Source organism: Parerythrobacter aurantius (assembly GCF_045291475.1).
Taxonomy (GTDB): Bacteria; Pseudomonadota; Alphaproteobacteria; order Sphingomonadales; family Sphingomonadaceae; genus Parerythrobacter; species Parerythrobacter aurantius.
In genome coordinates, this window is sequence record NZ_CP147985.1 from 1,559,167 (window position 1) to 1,576,815 (window position 17,649).

Consider the following 17,649-nt stretch of genomic DNA (forward strand, 5'->3'; position numbering starts at 1 on the left):
ACCCTACGCCGATTCAAAACGGGTTGCGATCAGACTGACAGCATCAACCCGAATGATGACCATCAGCGATTTGCAGTTTCACGGGGGGCAGCGCGATCCAGGGTTTTGAGCAGATAGTTCGCCGCAGCCGCGGCCGAGCCATCTCCCGTCAGCGCCACAGCAACGATGGCCTCATCCTTCGGCGAATAGGCCACGATCGCGCCCGCACCGGGCGTGCCACCGGCGTGGCCGATCCACCGCAGCGTATTGTCTCCGTCCTTAGCCTCGAAAAGCATCAGACCCAAGCCGTAGTAGGTTCCATTGTCGAACATCGGATAAAGGTCGGCGAGCATCGCGGTGGTCGTGTCGGGCCCGAGCAATCGCCCTTCTAGAAGGGCCCCCAGAAAGCGCGTCATGTCGCCCGCATCGCTGGCAAGTGGACCGGCAGCTCCGGCCCAGGAAGCCTCAATGACTGGTCCGGTCCCAGAAACAGGTGGCGCTACGCCTACCGACGAGCCACCGGGCGGCAACGCTCTCATCCTCGTCAGACCCAAGGGTTCGATTATGCGGCGCGTGATCGCCTCATCAATAGGGCGGCCGTCGACCTGCTTCACGATCTCTCCCAATAGGCTGTAACCTGTGTTAGAATAGCGCCAAGCTGCGCCGGGACAGAACAAGGCCCCATGACGACGCACAATGGCCAGCTGCTCAGGTAGATCGAGAAAGTGGGGCGTCGCACGGACTTCCTCATCTTCGTTGGCGCTGTATAGACCTGCTGTGTGTGCAAGAAGGTCGCGAACGGTCATCACATCACCGTTCGGAACGGCGTCGATCCAGCGAGATGCGCGGTCCTCGAGACTGAGCTTCCCCTCCTCGACCAGTTGCAGGACAACCACCGCAGTCGCCATCTTGCCGGCACTTGCCCAGAACAGCAGCGGTGCATCCTCGGAGGTTTCGTTGCGCATCCACATGCCCTCATCGGGCAGCAGAACGGCGGCACTCATCGCGGGAGCCGACACCAAATCGCGAACATTGTCGAACGCCGCGTCCAGCTTTTTTGCTACGGGCGTCTTTAACTGAGCGTCCGGGACGATTGGCCCAATGTTGAACTCGACCGGGGCAAGGCGGCTTGGTCCGACATAGTCCACACGCTCCTCGCAGGTCGAAGTTCGCACATCGCGTGCGAGTAAACTGGCTGGTGCAGCTAGCGCCAACAGAAAGATCGGAAAAACTGTCAGTCTGGTCACTGCCATCCCTTTCGATGATCAGCGTTCATCTCACCTAAAACTTTAACCGGAAATGACGAAAACGTCGGGCAAATGGCTGTTGGGGGCGACTGGATGGCTTACCTTTAGCTTGAACAAGTATGATACAAGCTTTTTACGTCCGCATTGCGATCCTAAACCATAGAAGCAGACAGCCCGCTCACGGCCCAACTGCTGTCATTCCTTTTTCGGCCCGCCAACAAGATAGCTTCTCATCGATTCCCGGTCGGAGTTAATCGCAAAAGGCGGAAAGCATAGCGCCTGCATCACGGACGTTTCTCTTAGAGCCAGGCTTGCCCAGGTAAGCGGAGAATCGCCGTTCACATCTCGAGCCGCGCGTTCAGCACCAGCTCCAATAAGCAACCTGATTGAGTCGAGCGTTCCGTTTGCGGCTGCGCGGTGGAGCGGTGACTCCCCACGAGTGCGTACATCGCGCATGAATGAGCCGGTTTCCATGCCAGGAATCGTGGCCGCGTTCGGGTCAGCACCAGCTGCAAGCAACACCTCGACTACCCGTTCATGCTCGATGCTCTTTTCGCTGCACAGTGCCGCATGGAGCGGCGTTTCACCATTTTCGGCGTTCGCACTTCGCGGGTTGGCTCCTTGTTCGATGAGAAATTCGCACAGCCTCCAGTGACCATGAAATGCTGCGCCGTTTAGCCCAAGATCAGATCCGAGATCTTCCAGTCTTACCCCTCGTTCACAAAGATATCGAATTGCAGAGACATCGCCGTAGTAAGCGCACCATCCTATCAAGGAGACACCGTCCACTTTCGCGGTCGGGTCTTCGCCCTTGTCGGCCCACTCGACGATGAGATCGGTGCGCCCGGCAGCAATCCTATTGAGCATGATGTCCTGCCTCTGCTTTGTGTGTGGCAGTCATTATCCTGCACAGCTGCGGCGCAAGCAACCGTTGTCATGAGAGGCGATGGTCCGCTTCCCTCATCTGAGCCTTCAATAGCTGACTGTCGGCTACCGGCCCACTTTCTGCCGCAAAGTGATGGAATGCAATCGGCGGCTTTCAGCTTCGCAATTCAAAGCGTGGAACGTCGGATATGAGGGTGGAAAGCGGACTGGCGGCTTCTCAAAAGCGCATCACGATGCACAGGCTCAATTTACAACCCACACGCATCGCTGAAAAGCAGGGGGTCAAATGTTTTTGAGCGGGCTCAGAACTCGTTCGATCAATGCAGTGTCGCAATACTCGACGATGTCGACGACGTTCCCGCCTTCGAAAGTGAAAACCCAGCAATAGCGATTGGGGTAGCGCTCGCCTTCCTTGGTTAAGCTGTGGTTTTGGCCTTCTACCGCAATGACGGGGCCATCGCCAATGTAGCGAGATGCTGTAACGATATTCGGTCCGTCAAACTGCGCTGCCAAAGGGCGCAACAGATCGTTGACGACCGATGCTTTACCTTCGAAGGACCGTGACCAACTCGTCGAACCAATAATGTGCCATCGGACATTATCCGACATCATCGCCACGAAGGCGCGACCATCGCCTTTAGCAGTTCCATCAAAAGCTGCTTCTAATACGTCGAGATTGGCCATGTCCGCTTCTGGCACCTAGAGCCGCCAACTGCAACGGCCGCTTCGGGGTCGTTTGCGGCTGGTCCGGTTTCGCGCAGATTTTCGCGATAGCAGCCTGTCCGCTCGGGGCGGGGCGCTGATCGCGCTCACCGACCGATTTGGGTTGGAAAGTGGAATGGCGGCTTTAGTCAGCTGGGGCGAAGGTGCGCACTGGCATGGTGCTCAAGGGCCGTCTATTCGAGATACATGCCGCCAACGGTCGTATTCGATAGTTACTGCGTTCTATGCAGCCGGTGGGTCCATCTGATCCTGCGGCACGAGCGCGGTCGCGACATCATCTTCGTCAGCGCTTGGTCGGAGCGAGGTTCGGCGCTGGCTGCAGAGCACGGCCTTTCGCCGCGCGATCTGGATGCCACCTACCTTTTTATCGACGGAGGGCGCGGGCTGGTGCGATCCGATGCCGGGCTGGCGCTGCTGGCCCGGATGCGCGCGCCCTGGCGATTTCTGTTGTGGCTGCGGGTGGTGCCGCGCCCCCTTCGCGACCGGGTCTATGATCTGGTCGCCCGCAACCGCTATCGCTGGTTCGGCAAGGCCGACCGCTGCTTTGTGCCCCCGCCCGGTATGGCGCACCGCTTCATCGACCGGGATTAAGGGTCAGGCGGAACGCCCAGCCTGCTGCCAGGTGATCGCCAACCCTCCTCGCGGGCGCAGCGAGAAGCGCGGTTCGGAAACGACGTCAGCCGGCCCTTCGACCGGGACCCAACGCTGCAACAGGCTCGCGACCACCAGACAGACCTCCATCATCCCGAAGCCCTGCCCAATGCAAATGCGCGGGCCGTTGCCGAATGGGAGGTAGGACTTGGGCGAGGCTGTCTCGCTGGCAAGGAACCGCGCTGGATCGAAACACTCGGGCTCGGCAAACCAGCGCGGATCGCGGTGCATCGAATAGGGCGAAATCTGCACCAGATCGCCCTTGCGGATGGTGAAGCCTGGCATCTCCACGTCACAAGTCGCGCGGCGCAGGAACAGTGCATAGGCAGGCGGATAGAGCCGCAGCACCTCCATGATGACCGCGCGCAGCACCGGCAGGCTCGGTAAGTTTTCAGCCCGCGGGGGTGCGCCTTGCAGCACGGTGCCCAGTTCGGCACACAGCCGCTCGCGCCACTGGGTTGACTGCACGAGGCAATGCGCCGTCCAGCCCAGCAACGCGCCAGAGGTTTCGTGTCCCGCGATCAGCAGGCTCATCGCATCGTTGCGGATCGCGATCCGGTCTCCCGCGTGCTGTTCCGCCAACATCGAGAGCAGATCCCCCCGGTCGCCTTCCGTCTCGGCAAGGCGGGCATCGACCAGACGGCAGACGAATTCGTCCATCACCCCGATCGCCCAGCGCTTGCGGCGCTTGGCCGCGAGCGGGAGCCAGTCGGGCAGCACCAGCGGTGCGGTGGACTCGTGGAAGGCGGTTTCGGACAGGGTCTGGATCGCCGCCTCGATGACGTCGCCATCGGACGGAGGAGGGCTGGAAAAGAAGGTATCGGCCGCGATGTCGAGTGTCAGCCGCGCCATGGCGGCATCGGTCTCGATCGTGACCTCGCCCCGATCGCCTGCCCTTTCGGACCATGCCTCGCCAAGACGGCGGGAGTGGAGCACCGCCTTCGCGCCATAATCGGGCAGCCGCTGGCGAGCGAAGGCGGGTAGCACCTTGCGGCGGCGGGCGCGCCATTCCTCGCCTTCGGCCAGCAGCATGTTGGCGCCGGTCCACTGCGCGACGACCTGTGTCAGTTTCTCGAAGCGGATGAAGCTTTGCCACTGGTGGACCAGCACGGCCTCGACATCGTCCGGGTGGAACAACAGCCACGAGCGGTAGGGCCCGAGCCGCAACCGCACCGCATCCCCGTGGCGGGCGCGCATGTCGGCATAGAAGGCGAGCTGGTCGCGCTTGATCCGCATCAGGTGGCCGAGCCCCAGCGACAGAGTCAGCGGGCTGCGCTCCCGCCGAGATGGGGCAGGGTTCGTCATGCCACTGGCTCGCCCACGGTAACCGGCGCATCCTGCCCGCGCAGGTAGCGAAGGGGCAGGACAACCAGCAGCACGGCCGCGCCCATCAGGGCAGAGGCGAAATTGACATGGCCCAGCGCCTTGCCAATCGCTGCAGCGGCGGTGAAATCCCGCGCCTCCGAAGGGTCGCGATAGGAGAGTGGCGCGCTGGGCTGCGCAACAAGGATCAGGCCGACGGGGTCGCGGCGCTGCAACCACCCGGCAAAGGCGGCCTGCCACGTCTGCCCCGGATCGAAGACGAGCCGCGCCGCTTCCGGCACCCAAGGCCGCCAGCGGGGCAGCCACTCGGGCACGTTGGCGCGGTAGGTCGGCCAGCCCTCGGGGAAGCGCTGGAGCAGATCATGACGATGGTGCCAGCGTACCATGCCGGCCACGAACACCCACGCCATCACTGCCGCCGAAGCGACCCAGACATTGCCGATGATCACCCCGATCACGATCCAGCTCAAGGCGGATGACAGCTGCATCGGATTGATGAGATATGCGAACACGCCGGTGCGCACGAGGCGCTTGGTAGGATCAAGCGGGATCGGCGTGCCCTCGCCATGGACCACGAACATCTGCACCGCCGACAGGCCGAGCACGAAGCAGGCCGCCAGCACCGGCAATCCCGCAAGGATCAGCCATAAGTGCCGGGCACCCATGTTCCAGCTTCCGCCCATCGCTAGCATGATTACCGATGGCAGCACATAGAAGGCGAGAGAGCCGTATCCCAGCGCCAGCAGCGCCGCCCGCCATGCGAGATGCTCGCCCCGTGCTGTCCAGCGAGCGAGGTGGATCGCCGGGAGGTGTGCCACGAGAAACACCAGCACGATGCCTGCGAACCAGAACGGCCCCGCCATCACCAGCGGATCGAGCGAGGAGAACACCATGCCGTGCAGGCCAAGGATGATCGGCAGCACGAGATAGAGCGGGCGGATGGTCGGGAACAGGAAGGCCAGCACCGGGCCAAACAGGATCGCCCCGCCGATCCAGATGTCGGCAGGAAGCCCCATAACCATCAGCACATCGCCGCCATAGCGCCACCACCCTGCTGCAATCGCCAGCTGGTGCGTGGCGAAGATCATCGCGAAGCCATAGAGGAAGGCAAACACGCCACCCACGATCACGCGCGGCTCGTGACGGTGCCTCGCGCCCAGCACCAGCACGGCCGCCAACGGTCCGAGGAACAGCGCCCAGCGCAGCGCCCACAGCCATTCGCGCGGAAGATCGATGTCGATCATGCCAGCACCGCCCGCACGATGGGCTCGCGCAAGGGCTGGGGCAGCCGGGTTTCGAACAGCTCGACCACCAGAAACACGACCGGGAGACCCAGCGCGAGGTAAAGCGCCAAAGGCGGCAGAAGAATGATCAGCGCCAACTGGATGATTGTGCCGAGCCGCATCAGCGCACCCTCGCGCGAGCGGGTTGCGGGCATGGCGAGCAGCAAGCCAGCAAGGATTGCCGGGAAGATCAGGGCCAGCGGGAAGGCGAGCAGGTGATCCGGATTACCTTCGGCAAGCGCAGTCACTATAGTCGCAAGCCGCACCGCCACGCCCGAGCCGATCGCCAGGGTCAGCGCCACCTTGATGCTTCTGCGCAGTCTGAACAACAGTCCTAACCCCGTCCCCTTCATTGGCAACTTCATCGGACACGATGTTGGCCAAACCATTGTTCAAAATCGCGTTATCAGCAATGAGTGAACAAAATTCACCATCGGCTGCGAAATGCACCAAGACGATAAGCATACGGCAGGTTAGGGGTCGGCTTGCGGAACGGCAGCTTCCCGCGGTTGAATTCCAAGACCGGACAGGCCGCAACCGGCCCAGAAGCCGCCAGGCTGTGACCGTTCCCCTAATGGCCAATCAAGGCCCAGGAGAACGAAAATGGGTTACTCGAGATTTGACCCCGCTATGCAGGCCCGTGCGGCATGGAATGCTGGCAAGACCGTTGGCACGAAGCGACCGCTAACACAAAAGCAAATCTGGGCGATCCGCTTCCATCTCGATCGAGAGGGCCGACTGCGAGACAAGGCACTCTTCGATCTCGCTATCGACAGCAAGTTGAGAGGTTGCGACCTGGTCAAGATCAAGATCGGCGACATCGTGGCGGGGTCGGACGTCCGCACCCGGGCAATCGTGATTCAGCAGAAAACCAATCGCCCGGTCCAGTTTGAATTGACTGCGGATGTTCGTGCAACGTTGCTTTCATGTTTGGAGCGACGCTGCGGGACGATCACCGACTACCTCTTTCCAAGTAGGATCGACCACGTCGGCCACATGAGCACGCGCCAGTATGCACGGCTTGTAGACGAGTGGGTGACAGCAATTGGTCTGAGGAAGTCCGAGTACGGAACGCACTCGCTTCGGCGGACTAAGGCCGCGATGATCTACCGCGCCACGGGCAACATCCGAGCTATCCAGATACTGCTCGGCCACACGAAAATCGAGAACACCGTGCGCTATTTGGGCGTCGACGTTGAAGACGCCCTTCTGCTGGCGGAGCGTACCGAAATCTGACCTAAGCCGCGGTCGGCCGGCGCCACTGGCCGACCGCTTTCAGGCGGGCGCGGAGGTTTATCAACTGACCGCAATTAGGGTGGTTTGCGGACTGGCTGCTTTCGGTGAAGAGAAGGGTGAAGCGGCCGGCGGCCCGGTTTCGCTACGCAGCGCGAGGATGGCGCGAAGAGTTTCGACGGCGGACCCAGAGACTGATCGCCAGAATGATCCCCCATCCGCCGACGATCCAGAGCGCAGGCAAGAGCGCTTCCATCGGATTGGTTAGCCGCAGTGCCGTGCCGTAGATCATGGCAGGGGTTACCGCCTCACGTCGCTGAGAGGTCCATTCGCCGCCCAGCTTCGAAGCGATGGCTTTGCCGCCCGTTGACAAGGCGACAATCGCATCGCCCGTCGCAGCCTCGATGCGGACGGTATTGTTGACCGCAGGCAGATTGCCCCCGTTGTGACCATAGATGAAGCCTCCACGGGTGCTTGTCGCAAAGAGCTGCAATCCGAGACCCCAATGAGGAGATCCCAGCAATTTCGCTTCGGGCACGCGCATGGATACGAGCAGACCCGGCGAGATCACACCCCGACCAGGCGCTTCTCCCGCGGAACCCTCGATATGCGCTTGAGCAAAGCGCGCCATGTCGTTCGCTGACGAATAGAGCGATGCCGCCGCCGCTGCCGTGTAGCGGTAGTGCGGGGCAGCTGCACCATCGGAATCGAAGAACTCGGCAACGTCCGCAGCGCCAGCGGCGCCCGTCCGAAAGGTCGATCGCTCCATGCCGAGCGGCTTTAGGACCGCACGTCCCATGTAGTCTGCGAACGGCTCCCCTGAAACCTCTTCGATCATCAGTTGAAGGAGGGTGTAACCTCCACCCGAGTAACGCCAAGAGCCGGGCTCCTCGCCAACGCGTACCGCGCCAGTTCGTAACGGGCAGGCGTCGGCAGCTTTCGTCAAGGACTCTTCGATCGATTGCAGCTTCGCGTACGGTGAGAATCCGCAATAACCCAAGTCGTCGGTCAGACCAGCAGTATGGCTCAACAATCGTCGCACGGTGACTTGCTCGTTCGGATAATCACGGCGAGGGAGTTTCCAGCGTTTGACATAACGCGAAACGGGAGCATCCAGATCGATCTTGCCGGCTTCGACAAGCGTCATCACGCCCCAGGCCGTTACCCATTTGCTGACCGAAGCCATCTGGAACAAGGTGTCGCCGGAAACCGGTTCGCCGATCGACATCGTGTGCAAATGAGCGACCCTACCGTCCTCGATCAGGACGAGCGCAAGATTGCCACGATGGTCCCTCGCTTCTTCGCGCGCGGCATCGACGAACGCATCACTGCCGGTCCCCTCGATTTTCATTCCGCCAATTCCGGCCAGCGGCGCGAGGGTGACGAGTACGGCCCAGATTACCATCAGAACCGATGCGGCCATCGCAAATTTGAAACGCGAAAGCTTCGCCGTCATTTGCCCCCCAACACGTCAGTTTCCGCAACGCGGACAAAAATCAGGTGTTTGCGCAACTAGCGTTTTAAGAGGTGACAGGTTTGAGGCCAAGCCGCTTAGGGCCTTATTGTCCGCAATTGGGGTCGGGAGCGGAATGTCCGGTTATGGTAACCCCGAAATAAAAGCGGACATGTGACGAGGCACGGGGCTACTCGATCATATAGCCAACAGCACGACGCCTGCAATGATGAGTGCACAGCCTCCAAGCCGGGCGAGTGTCATCTTCTCGCCAAGCATGATCACGCCGAGCAGCGCCCCGACCATCATCGACATTTCACGCGCAGGCGCCACGGCATGCAACGGCGCGCCCATTTGGAGGGCCGTTAGGACAAGGATGTAGCCCAGCGGCGCGAGGAACCCGACAGCAGCGGCCAGCATCCAATAGCCGGTCAGGCGTTTACGAAAACCGGGCCAGTCGCGAAGAACGGTGGGTAGCAGGAAAAGCAGCCGCACAGTGTTCGCGCACCAGTCGAGGAGGATGGGATTGATACCGAGCACCTTTGTTCCCCATCCGTCGACGACAGTATAGCCCGCGATCATTGTACCCGTCGCGCCACCCCAAGCCACCCCTGTGCGGGCAGCGGGATCAGCAAGACGCGTAATTCGCCCGCCCGTCGCCAGCATGACGATGCCGCCGACTACGGCGAAGAGCCCGGTAACTGCACCGACAGTTATGTGCTCTCCAAGCAAAGTAAACGCGCCAAGTGCGGACAGCATCGGTCCAGTGCCTCGCGCGACAGGGTACACGACCGACAAGTCCGCCACCTGATAGCCACGCTGCAATACGAGGCTGTAGGCAAGATGAAGGATGCCGCTCGCGACGATGCAGATGACGACCTGCCTTGTCATTGGAAAGCCAAAGCGTGCGATCGCCCAAGCCGCAGCGGGCGCATAGATCAACGTGGCGAAGCCGGTGTAGGCGGCAACGAACGGTGCGCCGACGGATGCTGCCTTCTTGGCAAGCAGATTCCAGGTAGCGTGGGTGAAGGCGGCAACGACGACAAGCAACAAAGCAAACACAGACATGCGGCACTCCTCGAGCAGGATCGGCGATCCCTTACTCGACGTCTCCGCCTCTGGGCTTTTGTCCCTCGGGTGCAGCCGAGACCACCGGCCTCGGTTTTCGCAACGCTCGGTCCAGCGGCGTTGTCGCCCGGAACCCTAGTTGCCACTCAGTCGATGGCATAATCTTTGCGCGGTGACTGGTTCAGGTCAAGCGTCTGCTTTCAAGCCTGCAATTAGCGGATCGAAACGTCCGCAATAGGGTCGGCTGCAGAAAGGCAGCTTTCCTCGCTTTCAAGCCTCGAAGCGGACTGGCGGCTTCCGGCCCACTTTCAGTCACGCACCTCCGTGATCTGCGCAGTGAGATGTTGCTCGCGAAGAGCCACATCACTGTTGTGCGCGTTGCGCCACTTCCGCCGAACGGATCGATGCAGGTCGACAACGCGCCAGGCCGAAAGCGGCGTCCGCCGAGTCTGGAGCTCGCCGGCAACCTCGTGGTCGAACCTGTTGCGACAGGCCAACGGCAGCATGTCACGTGCTACACGGATCAGCTCTGCACTGGCGGGCGGCCCCATGAACAGACGTTTTGCGATTTGCCCTTGGGCAAGGAACGCCAGGGCAACCGTGACAGACGCGAAGATAGCCGATGCCATCGGGCCGCCGATAAATGGCGATATCGCAAGTGGGCTCAGCAAAAGCGCCGAGGTAACAAGGAGCGCCGCGAGCTGGTATCGAAGCATCAAAAACTCGATGCGCGCGGCGCACCGCGATTGTTTAAGGGGGTTCATAGTCTCTCCTTCTACGATCCGATCGGGCTTTCGCCATATTTGCGAAGGACATCGTCGAAGGCTTCGGCCATCAGGTCCTGCAAACTGAAGCCATTGCGCCGCGCACAGGTGTGCATGGCCAGCGAGAGTTGAGGTGAGAAATAGCCCGAAATCGCCTTACGCCCGACCCGGCTTGGAGGGGTCTGGGGTTGAGTTGCAGGCGTCACGGGTTCGGTCGTCGCATCGTCCTTAGGTTGCTTGTCAGCAAGATTGGCAAAGCGGTTCATGCGGACATCCTTTCCAGTTCGCGTGTGGAAATGTTCAGCTGTTCACATGCCCAAATGTGAAGCTGTTCGATTTCGACCGCTGCTTTACCGCCGAGATCTATCTCGAAGACCGTATGGCCGCCTGCGACCGCATGACGATAGGCTGCGCGGTCGGGCAGGATGACCGGGCAGGTCTGCGCCCCGAATCCTGCAACCAATTCCTTCGCATCGGCGTAGATCAGCGGAGCATTGGGCGGGCCGGCGGTAAATATAACAAAGGCCGGCTTGGCGAGCAGTTCGACCAGGCGGATGGTCGTTCTCATTGCGGCGAGATCGAACGCGCTGGGACGGCACGGTATAAGAACAAGGTTCGCGCAATCGACGGCTTTGCTGGCTGCAAGATCGGCATGGGGCGGTGTGTCGATGACGATCAACTCGGCGCCTTGCTCAGATGCAGCTTCGATTTTCGAGGCGATGCGCGGTGGCGCGCTGTCGATGATCTCGGGTGGCACGCCTTGCCGCCATTCGGCCCATTGCGAGGCGCTGGCCTGCGGGTCGGTGTCGATCACAAGGCTGATCTGACCTGCTCTGGTCGCAGCGGCGGCAAGGTGGATCGCCAGCGTCGTCTTTCCCGCACCGCCTTTCTGGCTGACGATAGCGACGGTGCGGGTGTTCGGATGTGGTGTTGTTGTCATGCGCGATGGTCCTCATGTTCACATGTAAGAGTGTGGGCACATTCGGATGTGACCATGTTCAGCGTCCGCGTTCCAAATCTCGCGCACGCTCCAAATCGCGTTCGCGGTCGCGCATGAGCTCGTCCTGGCTGCGGCTGATGCCGCTGCGCGATGGGGGCTTTTCGAGCGTAATGTCGCGCTCGCGGTTCTGGAGGACGGCCATCGCGTATTCGGGGCCGAGCTTGTCTGAGAGCTTCTGAAGGTCTTCCTTGAAGCCGGGATAGTGGTCGGGCGATCTGGTCTTGGCCTGCGAGATGTCCATCGCGCTGATTTTCTCGCCGGTCCTGGTCTCGACCTGGCGCTGCACACGATCGGGATTGTCGGTCACCAACGTAGCGTGCTCGGCGATGCGGGTGACTGCGACCAGAAAAGAGGCCGTGCTGTTGAGCGCACGTTCGCGCTCGGACATCATGATGATGCCATCCCTGGCGGTCATGCCCTGAGCGACATGCACGTTGATTGCATAGGCGAGATCGAGCCGCTCGAGCATCGGGTCACCTTGCGGCAGCTGGTACAGCTTGCCATCGCCCTCCTTTATCGTGACCTTGCCGCCATCGATGCGCTCGACATGGGCAATATCGCCGTTGAGCAACCCACGTTCGCCGTCCTTCGCGGTCCAGCGAATGCGGTCCTGTTCGTGAAGGGCGATGCTTTTCCATTCGAAGATCGTGACCGCATCGTGCTTGAGATTGGCGGGGAGTCGCGAGGGATCGAGTGTTCTGAGCTCACCATCGCCCATATGCAGCTCGACCTTGCCATCTGAGACGTCGACGACCTCGCCGCGCTCACCGCGCTGGAACTTTTGGCTCGGCAAGTTCGTCTGGAATGCGACCACGCGACCTTCGTGATAGCCTTTGAGTTGGCGTGCGCCTTCGCGGGTGATGGTTACCCGGTCGAGTACATCGAGGCGGATACTGTTCGCACCGAGCTCGCCCCGCGCAGCCAATGCCTTCTGCGCCTCCGCATTGCCCGCGCTTCGCATGGCGCGACCTGCGGCAAGGAGGACGGTACTGTCGCGCTGATCCTTCGGTAGCTCGGCCCACATGGTAGCAGCAGTCTTCGGTATATCTCCAGGCGCGACCTCGATGGTCGCTGCTTTTAGCTCCTTGAAAGCCTGATCGATGTCACCATCCCCCAGCGCACGATTGAGCGCTTGCATCTGCGGCGTCTGCGCGCGCAGGTTCTCAGCGATGTCGCTCCTGCCTAAATCCTGATCTTGAAGCTGGGCGAACGGCTTGCCCGCCTCGATGGCCGGTAGCTGCTTGATATCGCCCGCCAGGACGAGCCGGCCGACATCCATCCGGTTGGCGAGATCGATCAGACGTGCGAGCCGATCCGTACCGATCTGGCTCGCCTCGTCTACCATCACCAGCGTGCCCCTCAATTCCTCCCGCGCCTCCGCCCCCCTTTCGACGCTTGCACTTCCGTCGAGAACCCGCGCATACCGGGCCAGAAAGCCATCCACAGTGGATGCCGGAGCTGCGGTTTTCTCCCCAAACTCACGCGCAATGCGCCCCACATGAGACAGCGCCACCACATTTCGCCCTTCCTCCCGCGCAATGGCGGCAACCGGAGCCAATGCGGCTGACTTCCCGACACCAGCGCCGCCTTGAACCAAATGCACGCGATCTTTGCTCGTCAGAATATCGGCCCCGGCCTTTTCCTGACCCTGATTGAGGCGTCGCAGGCCTATGGCCCGCGCCTGTTCCTGCAGGCGCGCAACCACACCATCCCGCTCTGCGATGGGCTCAACGCTGTCCTTTCCCGCTTGCGCCAAAGCAACGACCTTGTTCTCCATCACCATGGCCTGCTGCGTGGTAAGCATCCGGTCGCGATCGGCCGGGCCGCTGCCAAGCAAAAGACCCCGTTGCTGAAGTTGCTCGATACGCGCCTCAATGGCTTCGACGGTAAATGGTCCCTGGCGCTCAAGCGAATGGCGGATCAAATCATTGCGACTGAAAGCTGCCTCGCGCTCACCCAATTCGCGCGCAGCTGAGGCGACCGCTTGTGCTGCCGCAAACGCTTTGGGATCAAGCCGGCCAAGCCTCTCCGGGACCAATGGGTCTTTATCCTTCGGGGTCAGCCCCATAGCGCTGGCAATCGCCATGCCCTTGGCGCCGATCCCGCGAATGCCGGCCACAAGCCGGGTCCAGACAGTCTGCTCGGCGCTGGATCGCGCCAGAGCTTTGTCGATCAGAGGTTTGGGATCAAAGCCAACACGCTTTGCCGTTTTCTCCCACCGCTCTTTCTGACCCGCTATGTCCGGGTCCGCATCCTTGCCCTTGCGCGTCGCGAGAGCAGCAAGTTCAAGTTCTCTGGCGCTGCTTCGACCATCCTTTTCGGCTTCGGCCACCACCTCAGCGCGCCGGGTCGAAAAGGCTTCAATCACTTCGCGGGAAACACCCCTGATCTCGAATGCTCCATCGACCGCCTCCCTCGCGGGAACAGTTTCATAGCCGAGCGCCTCGACCCTCGCGCGCATTTCGGCGTTATGCACCGCGCTCATCACATGCTGAGCGCGGTAAAATTCAGGGTTGTGGACCGCTCGCCACTTGCCGTCAGCGGTCTGGGTCGCATTGATGCCGACGCCGTGAATATGGAGGTGGGGCTCCATGTTACGGTTCACATCGTGCAGAAAACTCGCGACAAGGAGGTTGCCCGTGCGCTCGGGCACAGCGGTGCCCAGTTCGTTGTCCCAGACCCGCGCTTCTACCACGTTCTTTTCGGCCCATTTCAGGGCCACCTTCGCGGACTCCTTGAACGCTTCGATCAGGCGCTTGTCGCCGCCAACGAGCGCCATAAGTGACACAGACTTTGAGACGCTGAAGTGGAGTTCGTCGCCAGGCCGGTGAAATCCGTCCTTGGCCCGGATTTCCGAACCGTCGGGCAGCCTGCCTTCGATGACGGCCGCGAACGTGTCCTTGTCGACCGAACCACTCAGTCCCAGCGTCTCAGCACCTTTGCCAAGCCATTCGCTGGTATCGAGCGATTGGTCGGACGTGTAGTAATTGTCGGCGGTGTAATATTCGACCGCAGCCGCACCGCCCGAAACTGGCGCAACATGGATCATTGCCGATCCTCATGTGCGATGACACGAAGGCCGAGTTCGCGCTCTGACTCAGGAAGCTGGCAGTCATTGCGGCCGTATTCGCGCTCAATCAAACGGCACATCTGAGAGGGGCTGTCGATCAGTTTTGAAGCCTGCCAGACAGACCACCCATTAAAGAGCCCTGGCAGCACAAGCCCGATCATCAATCCGAGGGCCAGCAGCAATCCTCCGCACGAAGAAAGGAATTTAAGCGAAAGCATCCGATTGTCACCGAGATAAAGCCCGCGCATTTCCCGGGGCTCGCTCGCCAGCTCAATCGTCTTGGCCAGTTGATCGGCGATCTGGGTGAGGCGCGTTTCAAGCGCTTCGAAAAGTTTCGGCTCGAGCTCTTCGAATGCGGCCAGCAACTCCTCGGTCTTGGTCAGGAAAGGCGAAAGACTGGCTTCGTCCTGCTTTCGAAACTCGGCGATGAGCCGCTGCTGCGCGAGACGGTTGGCTTCTTCACCACCATTCCATTTCTCGTGAAGTTTATGCTGCATCCGGACGTTGTCGGCCTGTGCCCGGTCCATTTCGATCACGAGTTCTTTGAGCTGATGAATCAGGCCGCTTACAGTCGTGTCGAGCCGTGGGGCAGCTGTTTTCTGGAAGATCGCTCGCCCGGCGTCATAGGCCTCAACCAGCTCCTCGGCGAGGTCGCGAAGTAAAGCCGCGTTCGAGAGACTCCGCTCGGCCGCGATACCACTGAAGCGGGTGTAAATCTCGACAGAAACAGAGGTGTGGAGCTGTTCAGTCTTCGCCATAAGGACCTCCCGGCGAGAGGGACGGCCGCGAAGTCTCTGTATTCCTTAAGTATCTGATATATGGCGGTTCTACAGGACACCTGCAGACCGCAAGTATGACAGAGCCAGCTTTCCGCAACCAACTACAAAACGTTACTTGACCCGTATGGCACCGTTTTCCGTGGGTTTGTCCGCTCCACCGAAAGCAGGCCACCTGCATGGAGTGTGAAACTCTATTTTCGTCCTCCGGAGTCCGGGCGAGCGAGTTTGAGGCATTTCGAAGTCTTCTTGGATTTCCGGTGGGGCGCAGCCGGCCGAACGGCCGGAACATTCGCGTGGGCGTTCTGACCTGACTCATGCCGCATTCTCCCGATAGACATTCGGGTGACCGGCGCGATTGAGATCGAGGGCCGACATTGGCTGAGGTGCTGTTTCCGGCTCTTGGTCCAGTTCGCTGCAGCAACGCTGGTAAAAGCCATAGGCGAGCCGCTCAAAGGGCCATCCCGTACCGATCAGATTCAAGATCAGTGGCGGCTCTTCATTCAAGGCAGCTTGGAATGCGGCGCGGTTGATAAGGACGCGATCGTATGCATCGAGCACGAAATCGCAGAAGGATGCCCCATCAACCCGAGTGAACATTTCACCCAGAAGCATCGCATCCGGGCCAACGCAATGCTGCTCGACCAGCTGCCGTATTGGGTCATTCCAACTGTCGAAATGCTCCAGCCAGACGTCGTGCCAGATCGCCCAGGTCAACCGATCTTCGGTGCCTGACAGCCGCTCACAAATGGCGTCGGCGGTCTGATCGTAGATCGCCTCGAACAGCGCGGGCAGAGCTGCAAATATCGGCTCTGGATCGACCTCGCGCAGCAGGATCGCGGCAGCATGCCGCCAGCTCAGAACATCTGTTCGCCGGGGATGGTATGTTGGCCACCAAGGATTGCCGTCTTGCAAGGCATGCCAAAGACCTTCGAGCTTCGAAGGAGTCATGTTGCGTACCCTTTCGCGAGCTTCGCCAAGGAGGCGGAGGCAAGCTTCCCGAAGCTGCCGTGATCATCTTGGCCAGACGGTTCTGGTGTGAACGAACCTTCGCCCAATATCCCCTCTGGGTAGCCTTGTGCCGCCCTGAGCATCGGCAAGAGGCCAGTGGGGTTGCGCAGCAGTCCAGCCAGGCATTTTCGAACTGATCGGGCTCGATAGCGATGCTCGCCAGGCAATCGGGCATTGCGATCGATGATCACGATGCAGACCGCTGCGCGCTCGCGTCCCAGCCTCTCGCATGCTTGACCGAATGTAGCCTCTGAAATGCCATGCCAGCGGCATATCGTGGCTGATGCATCGACAAGGTCGTGCCAGCTCGGTGGTCGTCCTTGAGGAAGGATGCTTTGATAGTCGGAAGTAGCAATTCGAGCGACCAACGCGGGCGTGACCTTTGTCGCACGATCATTATCACCTCTGCCGCAACGAGCGCCGCTACAGTTTTTCGCAGAGTTTGATTCAGGTATGTTGGGTGTAACGATTTCTTCCGTCTGGTCGGAAGATTTCGTTGCACCAGAGGGAAGTTCCAGCAGTACCAAGAGAGCTTCAAGCGCATTCCTCAATGCTTCCAGCTTCTCGACATCGTTGATGCGAGAGACGCGGCCGCGCGGCAGGATCTCGCTCGCCCGCTCGAGTGCTTCCGGATTATCAGAGGCCCGGACTTCTCGATTGAGCGCCGTAACTTCCTGCTTGAGGCAGAATACCGCGCTAGCCTGCAGTTCGATCGCTTCGCGCCGCGCCTGCCATTTGGTCCAGCCATCGATCAGCGGGCGAAGACTGATCCCCGCAAGCGCGACGATATTGCCATTGTGACGCTTGCCGCTGCGTCTGGCATGCGGAGTGTGAGTACGCTCTATAAAGCCGGCTTCGAGCAGTTCCGCTTCGGCATTGTGCAGGACCTTGGTCGAGATGCGCAGGGAAGCTGAGATGCTTTGTGGCTGCTCCCAAGTCCCACAGATTTTGCCGGATTCGAAGTCGGATTGTCGGCATGCTCGAATGAAGTATTGCAGAATGCGAACCGCCGTTGCCGAGAGCCGCTCTTCTTTGCATGTGCCAGGCGCGATTTCTGTGATGAGATCGGAGAGTTTGTAGATGGTGACGCCATCAGGCAAACCCCCGTGAGTAAGGGAGACGCTCATTTGGCACCTCCGGCAAGGTTTGCCCTTGCACCCGATTCGACCATCGCGTAGAAGCA

General features: G+C 60.6%; 17 protein-coding genes. 2 read left to right on the forward strand and 15 right to left on the reverse strand.

Annotation, left to right across the window (positions count from 1 at the left end):
* Positions 1-62: 62 nt before the first annotated feature.
* From WAB17_RS07690 to WAB17_RS07700, 3 genes are all read right to left on the reverse strand, one after another.
* Positions 63-1,226 carry a serine hydrolase domain-containing protein gene (locus tag WAB17_RS07690; RefSeq protein ID WP_435416772.1) on the reverse strand — a complete coding sequence of 388 codons (1,164 nt, stop codon included), beginning with the start codon at positions 1,224-1,226 and terminating at the stop codon, positions 63-65.
* A 195-nt stretch (positions 1,227-1,421) separates the two neighbouring features.
* Positions 1,422-2,093 carry an ankyrin repeat domain-containing protein gene (locus WAB17_RS07695; RefSeq protein ID WP_435416773.1) on the reverse strand — a complete coding sequence of 224 codons (672 nt, stop codon included), beginning with the start codon at positions 2,091-2,093 and terminating at the stop codon, positions 1,422-1,424.
* Between the two features lie 300 nt (positions 2,094-2,393).
* On the reverse strand, positions 2,394-2,795 hold the full coding sequence (locus tag WAB17_RS07700) for a nuclear transport factor 2 family protein (RefSeq protein WP_435416774.1): 402 nt from the start codon (positions 2,793-2,795) through the stop codon (positions 2,394-2,396).
* Positions 2,796-3,020: 225 nt separating this feature from the next.
* Here WAB17_RS07700 and WAB17_RS07705 point away from each other — a divergent pair, with 225 nt between their 5' ends.
* Positions 3,021-3,425, forward strand: coding sequence for a thiol-disulfide oxidoreductase DCC family protein (locus tag WAB17_RS07705; RefSeq protein ID WP_435416775.1), 405 nt, complete (start codon positions 3,021-3,023; stop codon positions 3,423-3,425).
* A 3-nt stretch (positions 3,426-3,428) separates the two neighbouring features.
* Here WAB17_RS07705 and WAB17_RS07710 read toward each other — a convergent pair whose 3' ends face one another.
* The 3 genes from WAB17_RS07710 to WAB17_RS07720 are packed head-to-tail and all read right to left on the reverse strand — an operon-like array spanning position 3,429 to position 6,420.
* Positions 3,429-4,790 (reverse strand): cytochrome P450, encoded by a 1,362-nt coding sequence (locus WAB17_RS07710; protein ID WP_435416776.1) that lies wholly within the window; start codon positions 4,788-4,790, stop codon positions 3,429-3,431.
* A complete protein-coding gene (locus WAB17_RS07715; protein ID WP_435416777.1) occupies positions 4,787-6,052 on the reverse strand; it encodes a methyltransferase family protein in 1,266 nt (421 codons plus the stop codon). The genes WAB17_RS07710 and WAB17_RS07715 overlap by 4 nt, the downstream gene beginning before the upstream one ends.
* Positions 6,049-6,420 (reverse strand): hypothetical protein, encoded by a 372-nt coding sequence (locus WAB17_RS07720; protein ID WP_435416778.1) that lies wholly within the window; start codon positions 6,418-6,420, stop codon positions 6,049-6,051. Before WAB17_RS07720 ends, WAB17_RS07715 begins: the two co-directional genes overlap by 4 nt.
* 274 nt (positions 6,421-6,694) lie before the next feature.
* Here WAB17_RS07720 and WAB17_RS07725 point away from each other — a divergent pair, with 274 nt between their 5' ends.
* A complete protein-coding gene (locus WAB17_RS07725; protein ID WP_435416779.1) occupies positions 6,695-7,327 on the forward strand; it encodes a tyrosine-type recombinase/integrase in 633 nt (210 codons plus the stop codon).
* Between the two features lie 142 nt (positions 7,328-7,469).
* Here the strand turns inward: WAB17_RS07725 and WAB17_RS07730 are convergent, their stop codons facing one another.
* The 9 genes from WAB17_RS07730 to repC form a co-directional block, all read right to left on the reverse strand.
* Positions 7,470-8,780 (reverse strand): serine hydrolase domain-containing protein, encoded by a 1,311-nt coding sequence (locus tag WAB17_RS07730; protein ID WP_435416780.1) that lies wholly within the window; start codon positions 8,778-8,780, stop codon positions 7,470-7,472.
* Between the two features lie 195 nt (positions 8,781-8,975).
* Positions 8,976-9,845 (reverse strand): EamA family transporter, encoded by an 870-nt coding sequence (locus WAB17_RS07735; protein ID WP_435416781.1) that lies wholly within the window; start codon positions 9,843-9,845, stop codon positions 8,976-8,978.
* Between the two features lie 308 nt (positions 9,846-10,153).
* Positions 10,154-10,609 (reverse strand): hypothetical protein, encoded by a 456-nt coding sequence (locus tag WAB17_RS07740; protein ID WP_435416782.1) that lies wholly within the window; start codon positions 10,607-10,609, stop codon positions 10,154-10,156.
* 11 nt (positions 10,610-10,620) lie between these two features.
* Positions 10,621-10,875: a ribbon-helix-helix domain-containing protein gene (locus tag WAB17_RS07745; RefSeq protein WP_435416783.1), complete on the reverse strand. Its 255-nt coding sequence runs from the start codon at positions 10,873-10,875 to the stop codon at positions 10,621-10,623.
* On the reverse strand, positions 10,872-11,549 hold the full coding sequence (parA, locus tag WAB17_RS07750; RefSeq protein WP_435416784.1) for a ParA family partition ATPase: 678 nt from the start codon (positions 11,547-11,549) through the stop codon (positions 10,872-10,874). Before parA ends, WAB17_RS07745 begins: the two co-directional genes overlap by 4 nt.
* 58 nt (positions 11,550-11,607) lie before the next feature.
* Positions 11,608-14,658, reverse strand: coding sequence for a MobF family relaxase (gene mobF / locus WAB17_RS07755; protein WP_435416785.1), 3,051 nt, complete (start codon positions 14,656-14,658; stop codon positions 11,608-11,610).
* Positions 14,655-15,437, reverse strand: a complete 783-nt coding sequence (locus WAB17_RS07760) for a hypothetical protein (protein ID WP_435416786.1) — start codon at positions 15,435-15,437, stop codon at positions 14,655-14,657. Before WAB17_RS07760 ends, mobF begins: the two co-directional genes overlap by 4 nt.
* Positions 15,438-15,770: 333 nt before the next feature.
* Complete coding sequence (locus tag WAB17_RS07765; RefSeq protein WP_435416787.1) at positions 15,771-16,406, reverse strand: hypothetical protein; 636 nt, start codon at positions 16,404-16,406, stop codon at positions 15,771-15,773.
* Positions 16,403-17,593 (reverse strand): replication initiation protein RepC, encoded by a 1,191-nt coding sequence (gene repC, locus WAB17_RS07770; RefSeq protein ID WP_435416788.1) that lies wholly within the window; start codon positions 17,591-17,593, stop codon positions 16,403-16,405. The genes WAB17_RS07765 and repC overlap by 4 nt, the downstream gene beginning before the upstream one ends.
* Between the last annotated feature and the right edge of the window lie 56 nt (positions 17,594-17,649).

Coding starts and splice junctions, on each gene's coding strand:
- WAB17_RS07695 (WP_435416773.1), bottom strand. CDS start 2,093: ATGCTCAATAGGATTGCTGCCGGGCGCACCGATCTCATCGTCGAGTGG.
- WAB17_RS07700 (WP_435416774.1), bottom strand. CDS start 2,795: ATGGCCAATCTCGACGTATTAGAAGCAGCTTTTGATGGAACTGCTAAA.
- WAB17_RS07705 (WP_435416775.1), top strand. CDS start 3,021: ATGCCGCCAACGGTCGTATTCGATAGTTACTGCGTTCTATGCAGCCGG.
- WAB17_RS07710 (WP_435416776.1), bottom strand. CDS start 4,790: ATGACGAACCCTGCCCCATCTCGGCGGGAGCGCAGCCCGCTGACTCTG.
- WAB17_RS07715 (WP_435416777.1), bottom strand. CDS start 6,052: ATGATCGACATCGATCTTCCGCGCGAATGGCTGTGGGCGCTGCGCTGG.
- WAB17_RS07725 (WP_435416779.1), top strand. CDS start 6,695: ATGGGTTACTCGAGATTTGACCCCGCTATGCAGGCCCGTGCGGCATGG.
- WAB17_RS07730 (WP_435416780.1), bottom strand. CDS start 8,780: ATGACGGCGAAGCTTTCGCGTTTCAAATTTGCGATGGCCGCATCGGTT.
- WAB17_RS07735 (WP_435416781.1), bottom strand. CDS start 9,845: ATGTCTGTGTTTGCTTTGTTGCTTGTCGTCGTTGCCGCCTTCACCCAC.
- WAB17_RS07740 (WP_435416782.1), bottom strand. CDS start 10,609: ATGAACCCCCTTAAACAATCGCGGTGCGCCGCGCGCATCGAGTTTTTG.
- WAB17_RS07745 (WP_435416783.1), bottom strand. CDS start 10,875: ATGAACCGCTTTGCCAATCTTGCTGACAAGCAACCTAAGGACGATGCG.
- parA (WP_435416784.1), bottom strand. CDS start 11,549: ATGACAACAACACCACATCCGAACACCCGCACCGTCGCTATCGTCAGC.
- mobF (WP_435416785.1), bottom strand. CDS start 14,658: ATGATCCATGTTGCGCCAGTTTCGGGCGGTGCGGCTGCGGTCGAATAT.
- WAB17_RS07760 (WP_435416786.1), bottom strand. CDS start 15,437: ATGGCGAAGACTGAACAGCTCCACACCTCTGTTTCTGTCGAGATTTAC.
- WAB17_RS07765 (WP_435416787.1), bottom strand. CDS start 16,406: ATGACTCCTTCGAAGCTCGAAGGTCTTTGGCATGCCTTGCAAGACGGC.
- repC (WP_435416788.1), bottom strand. CDS start 17,593: ATGAGCGTCTCCCTTACTCACGGGGGTTTGCCTGATGGCGTCACCATC.